Source organism: Corynebacterium sp. MSK297, from assembly GCF_030232885.1.
GTDB lineage: Bacteria > Actinomycetota > Actinomycetes > Mycobacteriales > Mycobacteriaceae > Corynebacterium.
Genome location: NZ_JASPGD010000004.1, coordinates 251012 through 270063, shown reverse-complemented (window position 1 = coordinate 270063; position 19052 = coordinate 251012). Strand labels below are relative to the sequence as shown.

The 19052-nt window shown below is 54.2% G+C and carries 17 protein-coding genes; 5 read left to right on the top strand and 12 right to left on the bottom strand.

The window, feature by feature from the left end:
- Positions 1–40: 40 nt before the first annotated feature.
- Positions 41–1033 carry an NAD(P)H-dependent glycerol-3-phosphate dehydrogenase gene (locus tag QP888_RS06360; RefSeq protein WP_284812648.1) on the bottom strand — a complete coding sequence of 331 codons (993 nt, stop codon included), beginning with the start codon at positions 1031–1033 and terminating at the stop codon, positions 41–43.
- Positions 1034–1194: 161 nt separating this feature from the next.
- On the opposite strand from QP888_RS06360, the gene QP888_RS06355 reads away from it, so the two are divergent.
- Entirely contained in the window at positions 1195–2190 is a 996-nt protein-coding gene (locus QP888_RS06355; protein WP_284812647.1) for an NUDIX hydrolase, read from the top strand.
- On the opposite strand, the gene leuD is transcribed toward QP888_RS06355, so the two are convergent.
- Positions 2187–2777: a 3-isopropylmalate dehydratase small subunit gene (leuD, locus tag QP888_RS06350; protein WP_284812646.1), complete on the bottom strand. Its 591-nt coding sequence runs from the start codon at positions 2775–2777 to the stop codon at positions 2187–2189. The two genes, QP888_RS06355 and leuD, sit on opposite strands and share 4 nt — an antisense overlap.
- A gap of 29 nt (positions 2778–2806) precedes the next feature.
- Complete coding sequence (gene leuC / locus QP888_RS06345) at positions 2807–4240, bottom strand: 3-isopropylmalate dehydratase large subunit (RefSeq protein ID WP_284812681.1); 1434 nt, start codon at positions 4238–4240, stop codon at positions 2807–2809.
- Between the two features lie 29 nt (positions 4241–4269).
- Between leuC and QP888_RS06340 the strand changes: the two genes are divergently transcribed.
- The 3 genes from QP888_RS06340 (at position 4270) to QP888_RS06330 (ending at position 7292) form a co-directional block, all read left to right on the top strand.
- Complete coding sequence (locus QP888_RS06340) at positions 4270–4968, top strand: IclR family transcriptional regulator (protein ID WP_284812645.1); 699 nt, start codon at positions 4270–4272, stop codon at positions 4966–4968.
- 26 nt (positions 4969–4994) lie between these two features.
- Complete coding sequence (locus tag QP888_RS06335; RefSeq protein ID WP_284812644.1) at positions 4995–5669, top strand: hypothetical protein; 675 nt, start codon at positions 4995–4997, stop codon at positions 5667–5669.
- Between the two features lie 81 nt (positions 5670–5750).
- Positions 5751–7292 (top strand): cryptochrome/photolyase family protein, encoded by a 1542-nt coding sequence (locus QP888_RS06330; RefSeq protein ID WP_284812643.1) that lies wholly within the window; start codon positions 5751–5753, stop codon positions 7290–7292.
- A gap of 77 nt (positions 7293–7369) precedes the next feature.
- Here the strand turns inward: QP888_RS06330 and QP888_RS06325 are convergent, their stop codons facing one another.
- The 7 genes from QP888_RS06325 to QP888_RS06295 all read right to left on the bottom strand — a co-directional run bounded on the left by QP888_RS06325 (position 7370) and on the right by QP888_RS06295 (position 15540).
- Complete coding sequence (locus QP888_RS06325; protein WP_284812642.1) at positions 7370–8743, bottom strand: NAD-dependent succinate-semialdehyde dehydrogenase; 1374 nt, start codon at positions 8741–8743, stop codon at positions 7370–7372.
- A 146-nt stretch (positions 8744–8889) separates the two neighbouring features.
- Complete coding sequence (locus QP888_RS06320; RefSeq protein ID WP_284812641.1) at positions 8890–9210, bottom strand: hypothetical protein; 321 nt, start codon at positions 9208–9210, stop codon at positions 8890–8892.
- Positions 9211–9311: 101 nt separating this feature from the next.
- Positions 9312–10703, bottom strand: coding sequence for an oxygenase MpaB family protein (locus tag QP888_RS06315; RefSeq protein ID WP_284812640.1), 1392 nt, complete (start codon positions 10701–10703; stop codon positions 9312–9314).
- A 225-nt stretch (positions 10704–10928) separates the two neighbouring features.
- On the bottom strand, positions 10929–12038 hold the full coding sequence (locus QP888_RS06310) for a PDR/VanB family oxidoreductase (protein ID WP_284812639.1): 1110 nt from the start codon (positions 12036–12038) through the stop codon (positions 10929–10931).
- 25 nt (positions 12039–12063) lie between these two features.
- The gene (gene accC, locus QP888_RS06305; protein ID WP_284812638.1) at positions 12064–13416 is read right to left on the bottom strand and encodes an acetyl-CoA carboxylase biotin carboxylase subunit; all 1353 of its coding nucleotides are present in this window, start codon (positions 13414–13416) and stop codon (positions 12064–12066) included.
- A 19-nt stretch (positions 13417–13435) separates the two neighbouring features.
- A complete protein-coding gene (gene accB, locus QP888_RS06300) occupies positions 13436–13984 on the bottom strand; it encodes an acetyl-CoA carboxylase biotin carboxyl carrier protein (protein ID WP_284812637.1) in 549 nt (182 codons plus the stop codon).
- Between the two features lie 8 nt (positions 13985–13992).
- Entirely contained in the window at positions 13993–15540 is a 1548-nt protein-coding gene (locus tag QP888_RS06295; RefSeq protein WP_284812636.1) for a hydroxymethylglutaryl-CoA lyase-like TIM-barrel protein, read from the bottom strand.
- Between the two features lie 532 nt (positions 15541–16072).
- Between QP888_RS06295 and QP888_RS06290 the strand changes: the two genes are divergently transcribed.
- Positions 16073–17431, top strand: a complete 1359-nt coding sequence (locus QP888_RS06290) for an MFS transporter (RefSeq protein WP_284812635.1) — start codon at positions 16073–16075, stop codon at positions 17429–17431.
- Positions 17432–17609: 178 nt separating this feature from the next.
- Here the strand turns inward: QP888_RS06290 and QP888_RS06285 are convergent, their stop codons facing one another.
- Both QP888_RS06285 and QP888_RS06280 read right to left on the bottom strand, forming a co-directional pair.
- A complete protein-coding gene (locus QP888_RS06285; protein WP_284812634.1) occupies positions 17610–18248 on the bottom strand; it encodes a 3-oxoacid CoA-transferase subunit B in 639 nt (212 codons plus the stop codon).
- The gene (locus QP888_RS06280; RefSeq protein ID WP_284812633.1) at positions 18248–18991 is read right to left on the bottom strand and encodes a CoA transferase subunit A; all 744 of its coding nucleotides are present in this window, start codon (positions 18989–18991) and stop codon (positions 18248–18250) included. Before QP888_RS06280 ends, QP888_RS06285 begins: the two co-directional genes overlap by 1 nt.
- Positions 18992–19052 lie beyond the last annotated feature (61 nt).

Below are 19052 nucleotides of genomic sequence, written 5' to 3'. Positions count from 1 at the left end.
TGCTACCACCGGCACACCGCGTTTCTGCGGCTTATCCGGGCTACTCCGACTTTTTCGATCGCCCCATCAGCGAAACCATCATATCGGCCACCGCGAGATCTTTATGGCACACCGAATACACCGCCTGGGTCAGCGGCATATCGACGTTATGGTCCTGGGCAAGCTGGAAAATCGAATTCGACGAAATCACGCCTTCCGCCACCTGGCCTTTCGTTGCGGCTTTCGCTTGCGCCAAGCTATCTCCCAGCCCCAAACGCTTGCCAAAAGTACGGTTGCGGGACAACTCCGAGTTACACGTAGCCACCAGATCACCCAAACCGGCCAGGCCTGCGAAGGTGCGCTCGTCGGCGCCCAGGGCGTTGCCTAAGCGGGTAATTTCTGCCAACCCGCGGGTGATCAGCGTGGCCTGGGTATTTTCCCCCAGACTCAACCCGGTGGCCATGCCGCAGGCCAGCGCAATGACGTTTTTACAAGCCCCGCCGAGCTCGCAGCCGATGACGTCGGTATTGGTATACGGGCGGATATAGTGATTCGCCACCGCGGCCTGCACCAGCTTCGCGCGGTTTTCATCCACGCAAGCGATCACGGTAGCCGCGGGCTGTTCCAAAGCAACCTCGCGCGCCAGGTTCGGCCCCGATAAAACAGCGACGCGGTCTTCTTCAATGCCGGCTTCCACGATGACTTCCGTCATGCGCTTCAAGGTGCCGCGCTCAATGCCCTTCGAAATCGACAGCACCGTGGCATCGTTGGGAATCAGCGGCGCCCAGGCACTGACGTTATCGCGGAGAGTTTGCGAGGGCACGCCACACACCACGATTTCCGAACCGCCCAGCGCGGCCGCGATATCCGTGGTGACTTCCAGGGCGTCGGGAAGCGTAATACCCGGCAAATAATCCGGGTTTTCCCGGGTGTTGCTGATGGCTTCTGCCAGCTCTTGACGCCGCGCCCACAAGCAGACGTTATTTCCGGCATCGGCGAAAACTTTTGCCAGCGTGGTCCCCCACGAACCAGCTCCCATGACCGCGACCCTCATTGCGCCTCCTTGAAATACATCCCCACCAGCCTACCGGGTGGGCAGGTGCCACCACCAGACGATAGGCACAAAATTAGGCACAAATTGAACAGGGGGGTTAGGCTCGGGTTGGGCACGTGCTGGTTATGCAAAATGCGATAGTTTTCGGAAAGATAGTCATCATGGTGAAAAAATCCCAGATGAGCGAAGCTGATAAAGATAACCAGAGCGGATTTAGTCTGTCCGCCCGCTACCACCAGATCGCCAAAAACCCCGGCGCCGACTACCCCAAGCCGACGCTGGCCGCCGGTGCCGTCTTGTGGCGCCGCGGGGACAACGGCACTGCAGAGGTCGCGGTCATTCACCGCCCGCGTTACGACGATTGGTCACTGGCCAAAGGCAAAGTTGATCCCGGTGAGTCGTTGGCAAGCTGTTGTGTGCGCGAAATCGCCGAGGAGACCGGCTACCAGGTGCAGCTCGGCTCGCTGCTGGGATCAGTCAACTACCCAGTGCAAGGCCGCACCAAGGTGGTGTTTTACTGGAACGCGGAGGTCACCGGCGGGAAATTTCGGAAAAATGATGAGGTCAACAAACTCCGCTGGCTCAGCGTAAACGAGGCATGCGACAAGCTGACCTACGACACCGACCGGCGAGTCTTGGAACAGGCAGCCACCCGGCATGACGACGCCGTCGACACGCGCGTACTGTATGTGCGCCACGCAAAAGCACATGACCGCAAAACCTGGAGCGGCGATGACAATCTGCGCCCGCTGCATAAAAAAGGGCGTCGGCAAGCAGAATTTCTGGTGCCCATGCTAAGTGCGTACAAGCCGACCGCACTGTATTCCGCAGAACCGGCACGCTGTCAATCCACCATTGCCCCGTTGTCCGACGCACTAAGCCTGCCAGTCACTACCGAGCAGATTGTGGGGGATGCCGGACTGGATGACCTTGCCGCAGCCACCGCGCGATTCCGGGAGATTGCTACCGGCGGTGGAGTCCCGGTCATCGTCTCACAAGGTGGGATGATGCCGGAGATCATCGAGACTTTAGCGGCCGAGACCGACTTTGACATCGAACCGCGGGAATTTAAAAAAGCCGGCACCTGGGTGCTCGCGCTGCGCGAAGGCACGCTCGTCGGTGCCGACTATCTGGCCTCGCCACTGCCAGTGCGCTAGCTACGAACCTGTGGCTTGAAGCCCGGGCGGCGCGATTCGAAATCACTAATCGCGTCGTCATTTTTTAATGTCAGCCCGATATCATCCAAGCCTTCGCGCAGGCGCCAGGCCGTGTAATCGTCGATTTCAAATGGGTAGACATTCCCGCCGATCTTCACGGAACGCGATTCCAAGTCGACCGTCGCCTCAGTGCCGGGTTCTGCTTCCAGCTGCTTCCAAATCAGCTCGATATCGGTTTGTTCCATAATGCCCGCCAGCAAACCGGCTTTTCCAGCGTTACCGCGGAAAATATCGGCGAAACGCGGCGAAAATACCGCACGGAAGCCGTAGTCTCCCAGTGCCCAGACTGCGTGTTCACGAGAGGAACCGGTGCCGAAATCCGGGCCGACGAACAGCACGGAGCCATTACGGAATTCTTCGCGGTTGAGCACGAAATCATCATTTTTGCGCCAGTTGGCAAACAGACCGTCCTCGAAACCAGTGCGCGAGACGCGCTTGAGGTAGACCGCAGGAATGATCTGATCGGTATCAACGTTGGAGTACGGCATCGGCACACCAACGCCGGTGTGTGTGGTGAATTTTTCCATGGGTTGTGCTCCTCTTTGTCCTCGCTACTTTATAAATCCGCCGGGCTGGCCAGGGTGCCTTTGATTGCGGTAGCAGCGGCTACAGCTGGCGAGACCAAGTGAGTGCGTCCGCCGGGGCCTTGACGGCCTTCGAAGTTGCGGTTTGACGTCGATGCCGAGCGCTCACCTGGGCGCAGTTGATCCGGGTTCATGCCCAAGCACATTGAACAACCCGCGGTGCGCCATTCCGCACCAAAGTCGGTAAAGATCTTGTCCAAGCCTTCTTCTTCGGCTTGCTGTTTGACCCACGCCGAGGACGGCACCACCATCATGCGGGTATCCGGAGCCAGCTTGTGTCCGCGGACGACCTCGGCGGCAGCTCGCAGATCCTCAATGCGCGCATTGGTGCACGAGCCCAAGAAAACAGTGTCGATCTTGATATCACGTAGTGGAGTACCTGGCTGCAGGTCCATGTAGGCCAGGGCTTTCTCTGTAGCAGCGCGGTCGCTATCATCAGTGCAGTCTTCCGGGTTCGGCACCACTGCGTCTAGCGGCAATCCTTGACCTGGGTTAGTTCCCCAGGTGACGAATGGGCGCAGCGCAGAGCCATCGATCTCCACCACAGTGTCGAACTCGGCACCGTCATCCGTCGGCAAGGTCTTCCAATATGCAACAGCCTCGTCAAAATTTTCCGGGGCGAATTCGCGCCCGCGCACGTAATCAAAGGTCTTTTCATCAGGCGCGACCATTCCGGCACGCGCACCGGCTTCGATAGACATATTGCAGATGGTCATGCGCGCTTCCATCGAAAGCTTCTCGATAGCCTCGCCGCGATATTCAATGATGTGGCCTTGCCCGCCGCCGGTGCCGATCTTCGCGATGATCGCCAGGATTAGGTCCTTAGCCGTTACGTCTGGCTGCAGTTCACCGCTGACCTCAATGGCCATGGTTTTGAAAGGCTTCAGCGACAGCGTCTGCGTGGCCATAACGTGCTCCACCTCAGAGGTGCCAATGCCCATGGCAATCGAGCCGAATGCCCCGTGGGTGGAAGTATGCGAATCACCGCAAACGATGGTCATGCCTGGCTGCGTGATCCCGAGCTGTGGGCCGACGGTGTGGACAATGCCCTGTTGCTTATCCCCCATGGAATGCAGGCGGATGCCGAATTCTTCGCAGTTTTTGCGCAGCGTGCCCACCTGCGTGCGGGAGGTTTCTTCTTTGATCTCCAGCAGGTTACCTTTGGTAATACCTTGCGTTGGCACATTGTGGTCCTCGGTGGCCAGGTGTAGCTCCGGGTGCCGCATCGCACGACCATTCATCCGCAGCCCGTCAAAAGCCTGCGGGCTGGTGACTTCGTGTAGCAGCTGAAAGTCGATGTAGATCAGGTCTGGTTTGCCGTCTTCTCCTTCGACGACGACGTGATCGCGCCATACTTTTTCGGCCAGAGTGAGTTTTTCTGTCATGGTTTCCACCTCACTTGTTATCCCACATGTTAGGAAGATAGTATCATGGTATGGGACGGTATAGTGAAATCTCGGGAATCAAGGTGCTCGATCGTGCAATTGCGATTATGAAAGCCACCGCGACAACCCCCATGAACCTCTCCGAGCTGTGCGCCGACACCGGCATACCCCGCGCCACCGCACACCGGATTGCCAGCGCATTGGAGATGCACCAGATCTTGGCACGCCACGGCGACGGACGCTGGGGTGCCGGACCAGAACTTCCCGGATCCCAGGATAAACTGGTGGCCACAGCTACCCCATTTATGGAAAATCTGATGGAATCAACTGGCGAATCCGTGCAGCTTTACCAGCGCCGCGGCGACGAGCGCATCTGTATCGCCGCCTGCGAACCAACTTCAGGTTTACACAACGTGGTGCCGGTAGGTTCGACGCTGACTTTGAACTCAGGGTCAGCTGCCCGGGTTTTACTTGCCGACGTCACCCCTGATGAGCGCGACCGAATCCTTGCCACCGCCTCCTATTCGCTTGCCGACGTCACCGAGGCCGCCGAACGCGGTTGGTCGGAATCCATCGGCGAACGCGAACCAGGCCTGGCCAGCATCTCGGCACCGATATTTGATGCCAGTAATTCTCTAGTCGCAGTGCTCTCCGTTTCCGGGTCCACCGAGCGCATGCACCCCAGCCCTAGCGAGTGCTACGCAGGAATTATCCAACAAACCGCGCGGGAGTTGAGCGCACAACTATAGATGTGCAATGGTTTAAGATTAGCTTTATGCGTTTGTTCTCTGCTTTGCGCGGTTACCGCCCCCTCTACAAGGCTACGGTCTCGCTCGTCGGCTGTGTGACTATTGCGAGTTGTGCTGGTTGTTCTGCTGCATCGAATATGGCCGCAAATGTCTTTGGTGATGGCGCGACGACGACACGGACTTCCACGGTAGTCGAAACTGCGTCCGCAGACGCGAACAGCAGCAAGAATGCGAGCGCTTCTACAAACGACGACTCAGCACAAGGATCCACAAGCAGCAGCGATGCTCGCGAACCGCACACGCCGTCGGAAAGCCGGACCGGCTCATCGGAGAGCGCTAGCGAAGCAGAACAACGGGTCTACAACGAATTGAAAAGCCAAGTTTCCGGGCTCAAAGTCGGATCCCATATCCACCTTGATGGCATGAACCTCGAGGTATGCGTGTATGGCGATGGCCTGGGGATCTCGATCACCGCCGTCGATGCGAATAAAGGCAATACCTCATGCGAGTTTGCCGCAAACGTCGCACATGCCCTGATAGACGGTGTTTCTTTCGACGACGGACTGCGCGCAACTTTACCGCGCACGGTTTCCGTTAGTTCCCCGGTAACCGAGCACAAATACGATATGCGCTGCATCAACGAGCCCACGAAAATCATCCGCTGCACCGGCGGCAATGATGCGCTTGTGGTGCTGCGCTAACCAGCCTAGGCACTGCCCCGCCAGCACAGCAGGCCCCCTCCCGTACACAGACACAACGCTGAAAGGTTCGGTGTTGCATGCATGCCAAGTGAAAAAGACACTCCACAGCCGGCACTGATGTGGTTTCGGGATGATCTCCGCTTGCAAGATAACGCGGCACTCGCTTGGGCTGCGAAGCAAGGACCAGTAATTGCCGTTGTTATCGATGAAGATGCAGCTGTAACAGGGGCCCGGGCACTAGGCGCAGCCGCGCGTTGGTGGTGGCAACGCAGCGTGCACCAACTGAACAAGCGTTTGGCTACCCACGGTGTTCCGCTGCTGTATTACCAGGGCGATCCGCGCGAGATCATTCCTACCGTCGTCGAGAAATTCGGGGTATCCGCGGTGGGCTGGTCACGGCGCTATCACAAGCCTTTGCGCGAGCTGGATGCAGAAATTAAACAGGTGCTGCATGAGCGCGGCGTAGCTGCGAAAAGTTTTCCCGGACACTTATTAACCGAGCCCTGGGAAGTGCAGACACAACAGGGCAAGCAATATAAGGTCTACACTCCGTTTGCGAAAACCGCCCGCACTATTGCAGAAGATAATGTTGCCAGCTACCTCAACAATGTCAATGATCAAGCCCGTTCGCCGACAAGTCATGATGAACTAGGTCCAACTGGGATCGCAGGCCCCGGCATAGATTTTCCCGCCCCGCCCCCGCTGCCTGACTGGAACGAGCCCGACTGGACGCATTCCCTAGCCCAACACTGGAGCCCCGGAGAAAACCCGGCCTGGCAGGTCGCCGAAGGGTTTCTAGACCAATTAGCGGCGGCTGCACGGAAACAAGCGCCACACTATGTTGCTGATCGTGACCGTTTAGATAAGCAGGCAACTTCCCGGCTATCACCGTATTTACGCTTCGGCGAGATCAGCATCCACCGCCTGTGGGCTCTGGTTACCGAAGCGAGTGATACTGGGCGCATTGCTGGCGAGGACGCCTCTGCATTCCTACGTGAATTATTGTGGCGCGATTTTGCGTGGCACCGTCTCTATCATTTGCCAGAGCTGCACCGGCGCAATGTGCGGGAGCAATTCGATCATTTCGATTGGCACTGGGATGAAGAAGAAGCCCGACGCCTAGCGAACACGCGCCGAGATCCGCGTTGGCCAGAAACCGAGAAAGACATTCCGGAGGTCGCCACAGCCGACGATTTTCGCGACGTCTTCTCGGCATGGCGGGCTGGGAAAACGGGCATTGCGGTGGTTGATGCCGGGATGCGCGAATTGTGGGAAACCGGCACTATGCACAACCGGGTGCGCATGGTGGTTGCGAGTTTTTTGACGAAGAACCTCGGTATCCATTGGCGCCACGGTGAAGCGTGGTTCTGGGACACCCTGGTGGATGCTGACCCAGCATCGAACCCTTTCAATTGGCAGTGGGCTGCTGGTTGTGGCGATGACGCTGCACCATATTTCCGGATTTTCAACCCTGATACTCAGGCCAAGCGTTTCGACCCCGATTACCGTTATATCCAGCACTGGGTTCCAGAGTACGCGACTCCGATGTATCCGCAGCCGGTGGTAGATCTGAAAGAATCCCGTCGCCAAGCCTTAGCGTCTTACGACGAGATCAAAAACTAACACCCGCGGCCCGAATACACGGACCGCGGGTGAAAGCCAACTGAGCTTATTAGTCAGTCGCTTTTGTCAATCGCTTCTTAGTCGTTGACGTAGAAGGACTGCTTGTTCACGAACTCATCAAGCGCCAGCACGGAAAGCTCACGGCCGAAGCCGGAGTTCTTCACGCCACCGAATGGCAGCACTGGCGTCATGGCCTGTGGCAGGTTGACGTGGATCATGCCGGACTCGATCTTGTCGGCAACCTTCTTGGCACGTTCTTTGTCTTCCGAGAAAACTGCGCCGCCCAAGCCGTAGTTCGAGTTGTTTGCCAGCTCGATGGCTTCTTCTTCCGAGCTCACGGAGTAGATCTCAGCAACTGGGCCGAAGAATTCGTCGTAGTAGGACTCGGAACCAACTGGCACGTCGGTCAGCACAGCTGGGCTGTAGTACGCAGCGGACTCGTGCAGTTCACCGCCGGTGTGCAGCTTGGCACCTTCTTGCACCGCACGCTGTACCTGGTCGTTAAGCTTCTCCGCAGCATCGCGGGAAGACAGTGGGTAGAACTCGCCCTCGTTCGGGTTGAGTGGATCGCCAGGCTTGTAGGATTCTGCGATACGCACCATCTCATCAACGAACTCGTCGTAGATATCCTCCATGACAATGATGCGTTTGTTCGAGGTGCACGCCTGACCAGTGTTGTCGATGCGCTTTTCCCAAGCGACCTTTGCTGCGTCCTTGACATCGTTCGTATCCAGCACGATGTATGGGTCAGTACCGCCCAACTCAAGCACGCACTTCTTCAGTGCTTTACCTGCCTGTGAAGCAACCGCGGCACCTGCGCGCTCGGAACCAGTCAGGGAAACGCCCTGAATGCGCTTATCAGCAATGATAGTGGAGATCTGGCCGTGATTAGCATAAACGTTGTTGAAAACGCCTTCTGGTAGACCTGCCTCGAGGAAGATCTTCTCGAACGCTGCCGACGACTTCGGGCAGATCTCGGCGTGCTTCAAAATAATGCCGTTGCCGTTCATCAAGTTCGGGCCAGCAAAGCGGGCAACCTGGTAGTAAGGGTAGTTCCACGGCATGATGCCCAGCAGAACACCGAGTGGCAAACGACGCATCACTGCCTTACCGCCAGGAACCTCAATTGGCATATCAGCGGAGTATTCTTCTGCACGATCCGCGTAAAACGCCAGAATATTAGCGGAGAACTCAACCTCTCCTTCCAGCTCTGGGATCTGCTTACCCATTTCTTCTGCAGCGATCTTTGCTAGCTCGGTTTTACGCTCACGCAGCAAATCCGCAGCCTTGTTAACAATCTTGGCGCGCTCTGCGAAAGTGGTGTTCCGCCAAGTCTGGAATGCCTCATGAGCCTTGCTCAAAACATCCTGGATTTCCTGGTCTGTCGCCGTATCAAATGATTCGACGACCTCGTTCGTGGCCGGGTTTTGTACGCGATATGGAATGGACATGATAAAAAACTTCCTTTGCAAGATCAGAGAATCGTTTGCAGTTAATGTTCAGTTTGATTAGAGACTACCGAACACCATGTGATTTTCACACCGCGCGAAATACACAGGGCATAACACGCAGATTTTGGCGTTGGTAGTTGTTACCATTATGCAGCGTCTTTGACGACGACGCCGTCGTCCTGCTTCAGATACGCTGCTTCTGGATCGAGAATACCTATGATTAGCTGCTCGTTTCTTGCAATCTCCTCCTCTAAAGCTCCCGGGTTCTTACGCAACAGATCGAATCTTTCGGCCACAGTTGGTGTCGAAAACTCGAGAATCTGTTGCATTCGTTGGCACGCAATTCCGTACGTCTCCGGAACCCCCACCATGCGGCCTGCGACCTTCCACAGGTAGTAAATGTCCTGCTGTTCTTCCTTGGTCCAGGTATAACCCCAGAGCAGTATGTACACGACGCACATGCGCATGCATTGCCCGCACCATGCCAGTATGGAAGAAGCCTTCTCCTCCAGGTTGCAAGCCGTCCGGCAGATACAAAGAGTACGTCCAGTAGGGAGTGCGCCTGGGATTAGCGCATAGCTTCTGCAGATGTATCGTGCAGCGCGTAATCGGTCTTGACGTCAAGGTTGTTTTTCTCAAGGTGTTTTTGCACCAATTCGAAATTATCCAACCATGGCGGCCGCCCATCCTGGGCACGTTTTTGTTTCCGCTTGTTCGCCCCTGGAAGGTGATCTTTTGCGCGGTAGAAAGCCGCCTCAGCCCGAGCTTTCGCAGCAAAAGCCGCTGCAATGGGCTTGAGAGTGGCGTTTTCCCACTTAGTATCTTTCACCATGAATCGAACGTCGTCTTCTCCGACGATGAGGGTGAGCGCACCCAAGACGACAGCTGGAATCTTCTTATCAATTTCCTCGAGAGCGCTCATTAACGCTGTAGAAATCTGTACGCGGTAGTCGCTCGACATGCCACCATTGGCGTAGATGTAATCCGTCATTTTGCGCATTTCATCACCGGTTTTCGGGATAATGCGGTCTTCGGCCCCCATGACATAAAGAACGTAGGCCCAATACATCGCTACATCGTCCCAGTCTCGTCCAGAATGTGGCCGACCGAAGAATTCATCAATAGCCAACGGCATGAGCGCAAACCATCCCTCACCAGAAACCAAGAAGCTCGAGCCGATTGGGCGTCCAAAGGTGTTGTAGTGGTCTTTACCCCAGAGACGTTCCAGTCCGCGATTAGCTTGCGCATGTGCAACACGTACCCGAACTGCGGCTTTAAAACCATCGCTATAGCGATCAAAAACGCCATGGCGCCCGAGATCAACGAAGAACTGCACAGTTTCTTTAACTCGTTGCATGGCTTTATTTTCAAACATGGCCGTTTGTGCAGTTGCGGCAGACGTACGGTCTTCCATTGCAGTTGCCCAATAGGCAAAGGCGATGGCCAACAGCTCTGAAGAAGGCGTGACGTTATAATATGCAACTCGCCCACGCTCAGCTGCTTCCAGGTCCAGCCATTCCGGCAAGTGGTCGACGTGGTCGAAAAACGCCAGCAATTCCGGCTCCGGGTTGTTTACCGCCTCAATTCCCTGATTCAACGCGACTTCGAAATCGGAACGGCCCTTTTTCGCACCGACGCGCTTGAACATCTCAGCCAGCGCGTTGCCTTGTTCATCAGTCTGCCACATGTGGTCATCCAACAAACGCGTTTGCAGCGAATCATAGGTCCATTGATCACGAACGTGATGCCACTTATCGAAAATATTGTGGCGCAGTGTTGACCATGATGGTTTCGCAGTACGACGTTCTGGTGCCGGGCGAAGAGGCATACCATCTCGGTAAAAATAGCGGTAGTCCTCGTAAGGATTTTCCGAACGAGGCAAAATCTCCAATTCCCCAAGCGCGTGGGAAACGTGAGCCGTCTTCTGTTTCTCGTGATGGTTTGTGGTGGGACTAGACATTGTAATCTCCGTAATCTCGATAGCCCTCGAGCAACAATTGTGATCTACATCATTAATGAATTGAGTATATAGCGCCATTCACAAAATCTTGCATTGTTGGCGACGTAATGTTTATATATGGCACAATTGCACAATCAAAATCATCGGATTGTGCAATCAGAATAGAAACTGCGAAGTAGCTAAGAATGATGTCGCACCCTGCGACAAAAAACGCTGGTCGCTAGATTAGTCGTCTTGGTCACAACGGCGCAAGACGAGTTTTTCTCCCTCAGCACGAGATACACACGTAGCAATACGCCCTGCTTGGTGCTGTTCAGTACTAAACACCGAATCACGATGATCAGCAGCTCCTTCCACCACCATCATCTGACAGGTGCCACACGTACCTTCCTCACAGGAGGTATATACCGGAACATCATGCCTATCGAGAACCTCGGCGATCGTTTCCCTGACGCCGATAGTGAACTTTTCGCCATCGACCTCTACGACAAAAGGTTCGTCTCCTTCTTGGTGCGCCGAAGTCCGAGGATGAAAATTCTCATTATGAATACGAGTATCCGGCAAAAACTCACGAGCCACCGCACGGGCGGAATCCATGAACCCGGCAGGACCACACATATATACATGCACACCATGGAAACGAGCTGGATCGTCTTTCCCCAACACTTTCCGGGTAGCACGCTTCAAAAAGCCACCACTGCGTTGTTCTGGTTCCGGTCCTTCAATAACCTCTCGAACCATAGCAGTGTGGTCTGCCCTGCGGTTTTCACCAAAGACAAATTCCACGTTATCGGGACACATCTGCTTGAGTTCTTCGGACAGTGCCGCTTCCTCTGCAGATTTCGCCACGTACAAAACTTGAAAATTTGCGCCTTTTTCGTGCAGCCTGCGAGCGTGCTCGAAAATGGGTGTAATGCCTACTCCAGCAGCAAGAAAAACGTGGCGTTGTGCACCTCTAATCATAGGAAAGTTATTCCGCGGTTCGGAGATTTCTAACCGCGCGCCTTCTTCTAATTCATGCGCAGCAATTGAACCACCACGTGAATCAGGCTCGCGCTTTACCGCGATCCGGTAACAACTAGGGGCATCTCCACCGTTGCTAGCCTCTTTCCGGTCTCCGTGAGTGTCAAAATTGTCCGCGGAATTACCTCCAGAAGATTGTTCATCAGAGGGTAAACGGTACAACGAATACTGCCGCATGAAACCACCAGGCAAGTGCACATCGATATGCGCTCCCGACGTAAAGTTCGGCAATACTTCTTCACCTTCGGGCACCAACTTGAATGCACTGATCGATGGAGTGCATCGAGTGATCTCATCTACGCGAACATACATTGTGTCTACCCTCTCATACCGACGATTAACCTTCGAGAAGTTTCGCTACATAGCCTGTATTGAAATCTCCCGAACGGAATTTCTCGCTGTCCAACAGCATTGCTTGGAATGGTGCAGTGGTAACCACACCTTCCGTCACTAACTCATCAATCGAGCGCAACATCCGAGAAATCGCTTCATCGCGGTCTTCCGCCCAGACAATAAGCTTTCCGACCATCGAATCATAAAACGGCGGAATCGTATAGCCAGTTTCAATGTGGGTATCCATACGCACACCAAAACCGCCTGGGGCACGGAATTCGGTGATTTTTCCTGGACGCGGTGCGAAGTTCTCGTTAGGATCCTCCGCGTTGATGCGGCACTCAATGGCATGGCCTTTGATGTGCACATCGTCTTGGGTGATCGACAGCGGCAAGCCAGAAGCAATACGCAGCTGCTCTTTAATCAGGTCGACGCCGGTGACCATCTCGGTGACAGGGTGCTCCACCTGGATACGGGTATTCATCTCGATGAAATAGTACTTGTTCTCCGTGTTATCGAAAACAAACTCCACGGTACCGGCATTTTTGTATCCAACTTCTTTACAGAGGTTAATAGCCGCCTGTTCTAGCCCGGCACGCAATTCCTCGTCGATAGCCGGCGAAGGCGCCTCTTCAATCAGCTTTTGATTACGTCGCTGCGAAGTGCAATCGCGCTCGCCCAATGCAACAGCGTTTTCGCCATCAGCCAGCATCTGAATTTCGATGTGGCGGATGTCCGTCAGATAGCGCTCGATGTAGACAGATGGATCGTTAAACGCAGTTTCTGCCTCGGACATAATTTCGTCCAAGTCTTTGGCTAGCGTGTCTTCCGATTCCACCACACGCATACCACGGCCTCCACCACCGGCAGCTGCCTTAATCAACAACGGGAATCCTGCTTCTTTGGCAATTTTGAAAGCCTCATCAACATCACTCACCAAGCCATCGGAACCTGGCACAGTCGGTACGCCGGCCTTGCGTGCCACTTTCTTCGCGGCAATCTTATCGCCCATCAAGCGAATGTGGTCTGCCTTCGGGCCGACGAAACCAATTTCTTCTTCCTCGACCATGTCGACAAAGTCTGCTTTTTCCGAAAGGAATCCGTAACCCGGGTGAATCGCATCTGCACCAAAGGCCATTGCTGCAGACATAATCAATTCCGGATTGTTGTAGCTTTTTGCAGCGTTAGCAGGGCCAATGCATACGGCTTGATCTGCCAGCTTCACCGGCAACGAATCTTTGTCACCTTCGGAATATGCAAGGATCGATTTGATGCCGAGCTCACGGCACGCGCGAATGATGCGCAGGGCGATTTCACCGCGGTTAGCGATCAGCACGCTGTTTAATAATGTGCTCATAGGGAACAAACCTCGCAGCTTACTTCGGCTCGATAACCATCAATGGCTGACCGTGTTCGACTGGATCTTCGTTGTCAACAAGAATTTCTTTGACGGTTCCAGCGACCTTGGATTCAATGTTGTTCATCAGCTTCATCACTTCGACGATGCACAGAACCTGTCCTTCTTCGACTTCATCCCCGACCTCAACAAACGCCGGTGCGCCAGGCTTTGGAGCAGCATAGAAAGTACCCACCATCGGCGAGGTGACGGTTTCTCCACTCGCCTGTCCGGCGTTACCGCTAGCTGCAGGGGTTGATTCCTCAGTTGGTTTCTGGCTAGCTGAGTCGGCTTCCGCTGGCTTTTCCGCAGGCGCCTGCTGGGCAGCAGGAGCTGAGGTAGGAGCGTTATTCGAAGGCTGCGATGGAGCTTGCGCCGGGGCGGCGGGGGCTGCATTCAGCCCGCCTGGGGTCCGTGACATCGCAATCTGGATATCACCGTAGCTTACAGAGAGTTCTTCAATGTCTTCGTTGAGGTTGACCCACTTCAACAGGGACTTGAGTTCTTTGAGGCTGGTGTTGTCAGTCATAGCGTGAATTACTTCGCTTTCTTTGTCAGGTTGATGTCGAGATCTGGGGCAGAAATGTGGAATTGACCAGAATCCGCAGAATCGTAAACAGCCTTGATTAACGCTGTCAGTGCACCGGCTGCTTCTGCATCACCACTAGTGCCTTCAGCGACAGCTTTGTGCATCGCATCGACTTGGCCACCGGCAAACATGGCGCGCAGCAAGATCGTATCCAGGTCTTCATCTGGGTGGCGCTCTTGTAATCCCGGCAGCATTGGTTCGAGTTCAGGACGTTCTTCGGAAATTTCCGAAGACCCGTTGGCCAAAATCTTTTCGCGCGCATTCGGCTCGATAGGAGCCAAAAGTTCGCCGTAGTATTCCAAGGCGTATTTCTTCACCTCATTCGGAACCACGCTGTAACGGTCACCCGACATCACGTTCATCACGGCTTGTGTACCAACAAACTGTGCAAACGGCGTAATCATGATTGGATACGCGAGTTCTTCACGTACCCGAGCAACCTCATACAGCAATTCTTCGAAGCGATCGCCCAGACCCGCAGTTTCTAGCTGCGACTGGAAGTTCGTCAGCATGCCTCCAGGAAGCTGATGCATGTAATGCAGACCGCCATACGCACGTGGCTCGCCCAATGGTTTATCTTCATTGTCAGCGATTTCCTGTAGGCGCTCACTCACACGCTCAAGACGTTCGTCGTCAATGTTGACCGTATACCCTAGCGCGCGAAGGTCGCGTACCAGGCGCTGTGTCGACGGTTGTCCAGGACCGTCTGACAGCGGCTCGGTGGATGTATGAATAGCGTCAACACCGAGTTCTGCCGCAAACAGGTAGACCAATGGGGACAAACCGGTCAAGCTGTGCGTGTGGACTTCCAAAATACGATCGCCGATGGCCTCACGAATCGCCGGAATGATGGTCTTGATGCGATCTGGGGTGAGCAAACCGCCGGCGTCTTTGAGCATGATGCGGTCGACGTCTGCGCGTTCGACAAGCTCTTTAGCCTTTTCGACGTAGAGTTCGTCGGTGTGCACTGGGGATAAGCAGTATGACAAGCAACCGAAAGTCTCAGCTCCCAGCTCTTTTGCCAATACCAAACCGTCGACAATGTTATCGACGTCGTTCAAGCCATCAAAAGCTCCAATGACACGGAAGCCATTGGCATAGAGACGTTCAACCCAGCCACGAATTACGTCGTCGGGAAGAAAGTCGAATGATGCCAAGTTCTTGGAGCGAATTAACGCTCGGAACTTGGAATTCGGAGCGGCCTGGTGGACTTTACGCACACGCTCCCACGGATCTTGCTGTAGGTACCGCACAGAAACATCGAATTGAATTGGTGCAACCAAATCGATGTGCTCGAAACCTGCTTGGTCGAGATCTTCGATCATGGACATAATATGCTCGGTGGTCATACGGGTTGCCCAAATGGACTGGTGGGCGTCACGCAGCGTGGTATCAACGATTTTGATTTCGCCACGGCACCCCTCTTCACGTCCACCAGCAGCCAGGATTTCTGCAATGGTCTCTGTGCTGAGTTCTTCCGGACTCAAACCATTCATGTGTCCTCCTACAGGATAATTCTCGGCTCGCGGATTGATTGAGCGAGAAGCCAACGACGAAACTCAATTTAGTGATGGGATTCACTTATTTGATGTCTTCATGCTACCCAGCACACGAAAAAATACCGCAGTAAAAATCTGCAAAAAGATCTCACGAGTTTTGTGTACTTTGCACAGCCACACAGTTTAAGCAGCAATTTCACTTCACAAATCAACCACCCGACCTCCTGATTATCAGACGGCCAAAACCTACCCCTCACCCCCATTCGGGGCGCCTAGTGAACGAACGTTCTCTATGTGAACACCACAAGCTTTTCCCGACCTGAATCGCGCAATACAACACAACCAGCAATAAACATCCTGGATATGACGGTTTTAGATAGGATAAAAATCGAAATAACGAACCAAAATAACGAGGTGTCCCCCAGTTTTATCAGCCTCAGGCCGGTTCGACGCATGCTAGCTTTATGAGCGATTTGGATCACAATATCCAGCGACTATCACGAGCACCACCGCGAACCAAGGAGGGGTAATGACATCCAAAGTTGCCGGAGATTACGGCACTGAACAGCATCAGCCAGCGGATAGAAAGTCACTCGCAGCCAGTGTCGTAGGACAATTGCTCGAATGGTTTGAATGGAGCTCGTATGCCGTATTCGCACCGTTCATCGCAGCCGCCATGTTCGACCAAACAGACCCTGCCTCTGCATTGCTTGCAACATTCGGTGTTTTTGCGATCGGCTTTTTGGCTCGGCCACTTGGCGGAATTGTCTTCGGAATCATTGCCGATAAAAAAGGCCGCAAGAATGTTCTGATGACGACAATTTTGCTTATGGCAACCGCCTCAATCGTGATCGGAGTCATGCCTACTTACGAATCCATCGGGGTCTGGGCATCATTAGGTCTGTTGTTCATCCGCGTGATCCAAGGCTTCGCCCATGGTGGTGAGTCCGCAACTGCGAACTCATATATCCCCGAAATCGCACCGCCGGATAAGCGTGGCATGTGGGGTTCGCTAGTCTACGCAGCAATCTTCGGTGGTTCAGTCATTGCCTACACAATTGGTGGTCTCATCACCACCATACTGACCGACGAGCAGGTCTCCAGCTGGGGTTGGCGCATTCCTTTCTTGCTTGGCGCAGTAGCTGCGCTTGTTGCATTAATTATGCGTCGCAGCATGCAAGAATCAGAGGCTTTCCAAGCAGTCGACAACCCTACTGCGAAACTTCCGACAGCCAACGCGACCACCTCCGCCTCGCGGCCCCACGATGCGGACGGTGAAATTATCACTAAACCACGCATTAAACGACCAGTATGGGTATCGATCTTGTTGGTCATCGGTATGGTCTCGGGCGTCACAGCATCGCACTACACCTGGTCCTCATATATCTCGACCTACGCAATTTCGCACGAAGGCATGGCACCACAAAGCGCTTACTGGGTCACAGTCATCGCTCAATCTTTGGGACTCATCGCCTTGCCCCTATGGGGCAAGCTGTCTGACAAGATTGGACGCAAGCCAGTCATCTACATCTTTGGAGCAGCTCTAGCAGTCACGCAGCTACCAATGATGAATCTCATCAATAACCAACCGTGGACATTGTTGGTCGCATCCGGAGCTTCGTTGATCATCGTTGCCGCCGGTGGCGCTTTGCTCGCTCCAATTATGGCCGAGGTCTTCCCCACCGAACACCGCACCAAAGGCATTGGCCTGGCATATTCCCTGTCAGTGGCAGTATTCGGCGGTAGTGCCCCATACATCTTCCAATTGTTCGTGGCACACGACATGGCCTGGGCATCTAGTGTCTATGTCATTGCGATGGCGCTGCTGACGCTGATCAGCATGAAACTGTTGCCAGAAACCAAGGGTGTCAACCTGCACCACGTGTAGTACAAGTAAACGTACAAACAACGCCCGTGCGGTTTTTACTGCACGGGCGTTATTGCTGCCATACGCGATGACATTCAAAGATAAACTAACGAAAAATGTGGGGCCCGCTGCGTTATTTGAGCAGGAGAAACTATGGTACGACCCGCGCCACCCAACAAAGCTGAAAATTTGTTTGACGTTATTGGGCAACCTCAAAAGGAGCTTCTGTCGCTGCACGAACTGTATCTAAAGTTTCTCCGTCAGCGATTTCCACGAGAGTTAGACCCTTCTCCGAATCGACTCGGAAGACCGCAAGATCCGTGACAATCAAATCGACGCATTTGGCACCAGTCAGCGGCAAGCTGCATTCTGAGCGGATTTTTGAGCTACCGTCTTTGGTCTGGTGTGAGGTCAAAACAATGATTTCTTTGGCGCCGTGGACCAAATCCATTGCACCCCCCATTCCTTTCACCATCTTGCCCGGAATCATCCAGTTCGCCAGATCACCATATTGGGAAATCTCCATCGCGCCCAATACCGCCACATCAACGGAACGAGAACGAATCATCCCAAAAGATTGCGAGGAGGAAAAGAATGAACCACCTTCAGCTACCGTGATGGTTTCTTTCCCGGCGTTAATCAATTCCGGATCAACGTCGTCCTCAGCCGGATACGGCCCAACGCCAAGAATTCCGTTTTCAGAATGCAGGACCACTTGACGACCCTCCGGGAGATATCCAGGGATCAACGTCGGCATACCAATACCGAGATTGACGTAATCGCCATCACGCAGCTCCTGTGCCGCGCGTGCAGCCATTTCGTGTTTGGTCCACGCCATTATTTGCTCACCGTCCTAAATTCAATCCCAGTTTCTTGTGGGCCAACCCCCACGACCCGGTCAACATAGATGCCTGGCAGAGTGACCTCAGCAGGTGCAATAGCGTCAACCACCTTTTCTGCTTGCACAATGGTGACTTTCCCGGACATCGCGGCATCGGGATTGAAGTTTTGTGCAGTTTTTCGGAACACAACATTGCCAAACCGATCCGCCACTGCTGCGTGTACTAACGCGTAATCGGCACGAATACCTTTTTCAAGCACATATTCTTCGCCATCAAACTCCCGGACTTCTTTTTCCGGCGAATATTCCGCCACAGTGCCATCCGAGTTGTAACGAGCAGGGATCCCACCCGATGCAAGCTGAGTTCCGACACCAGCTTTGGTATAAAACGCAGGAATTCCGGCTCCCCCGGCGCGCAGCCTTTCGGCCAATGTTCCTTGTGGGGTGAACTCTACGGTGAGCTCGCCTGCGAGGTATTGCCGTGCGTATTCCTTATTGGTTCCTAGATACGAACCAATGGAGCGGGAGATACGGCCGTTGGAAAGCAACAAGCCGAGCCCGAAGCCGTCAGTGCCGAGATTGTTGGAAATGATGGTCAGGTCTGTAGCGCCTTGCTCACGTAGTGACTCGATAAGGACTGCGGGAATACCCACTAGCCCGAAACCACCGACGGCAATCGATGCGCTGTCGGGGATATCGGCCACTGCGTCGGCAGCAGATTTATATGACTTATCTAACATACTTCGATAGTCTAACTAGAGTTCACTTTGTGCACAACTGTTCGCACTGTGAACATCGCTG

Coding starts and splice junctions, on each gene's coding strand:
- QP888_RS06355 (WP_284812647.1), top strand. CDS start 1,195: ATGGTGAAAAAATCCCAGATGAGCGAAGCTGATAAAGATAACCAGAGC.
- QP888_RS06330 (WP_284812643.1), top strand. CDS start 5,751: ATGCCAAGTGAAAAAGACACTCCACAGCCGGCACTGATGTGGTTTCGG.
- QP888_RS06280 (WP_284812633.1), bottom strand. CDS start 18,991: ATGTTAGATAAGTCATATAAATCTGCTGCCGACGCAGTGGCCGATATC.
- QP888_RS06325 (WP_284812642.1), bottom strand. CDS start 8,743: ATGTCCATTCCATATCGCGTACAAAACCCGGCCACGAACGAGGTCGTC.
- accC (WP_284812638.1), bottom strand. CDS start 13,416: ATGAGCACATTATTAAACAGCGTGCTGATCGCTAACCGCGGTGAAATC.
- QP888_RS06340 (WP_284812645.1), top strand. CDS start 4,270: ATGGGACGGTATAGTGAAATCTCGGGAATCAAGGTGCTCGATCGTGCA.
- QP888_RS06320 (WP_284812641.1), bottom strand. CDS start 9,210: ATGCGCATGTGCGTCGTGTACATACTGCTCTGGGGTTATACCTGGACC.
- QP888_RS06285 (WP_284812634.1), bottom strand. CDS start 18,248: ATGGCGTGGACCAAACACGAAATGGCTGCACGCGCGGCACAGGAGCTG.
- QP888_RS06335 (WP_284812644.1), top strand. CDS start 4,995: ATGCGTTTGTTCTCTGCTTTGCGCGGTTACCGCCCCCTCTACAAGGCT.
- QP888_RS06290 (WP_284812635.1), top strand. CDS start 16,073: ATGACATCCAAAGTTGCCGGAGATTACGGCACTGAACAGCATCAGCCA.
- QP888_RS06315 (WP_284812640.1), bottom strand. CDS start 10,703: ATGTCTAGTCCCACCACAAACCATCACGAGAAACAGAAGACGGCTCAC.
- leuD (WP_284812646.1), bottom strand. CDS start 2,777: ATGGAAAAATTCACCACACACACCGGCGTTGGTGTGCCGATGCCGTAC.
- QP888_RS06310 (WP_284812639.1), bottom strand. CDS start 12,038: ATGTATGTTCGCGTAGATGAGATCACTCGATGCACTCCATCGATCAGT.
- accB (WP_284812637.1), bottom strand. CDS start 13,984: ATGACTGACAACACCAGCCTCAAAGAACTCAAGTCCCTGTTGAAGTGG.
- QP888_RS06360 (WP_284812648.1), bottom strand. CDS start 1,033: ATGAGGGTCGCGGTCATGGGAGCTGGTTCGTGGGGGACCACGCTGGCA.
- QP888_RS06295 (WP_284812636.1), bottom strand. CDS start 15,540: ATGAATGGTTTGAGTCCGGAAGAACTCAGCACAGAGACCATTGCAGAA.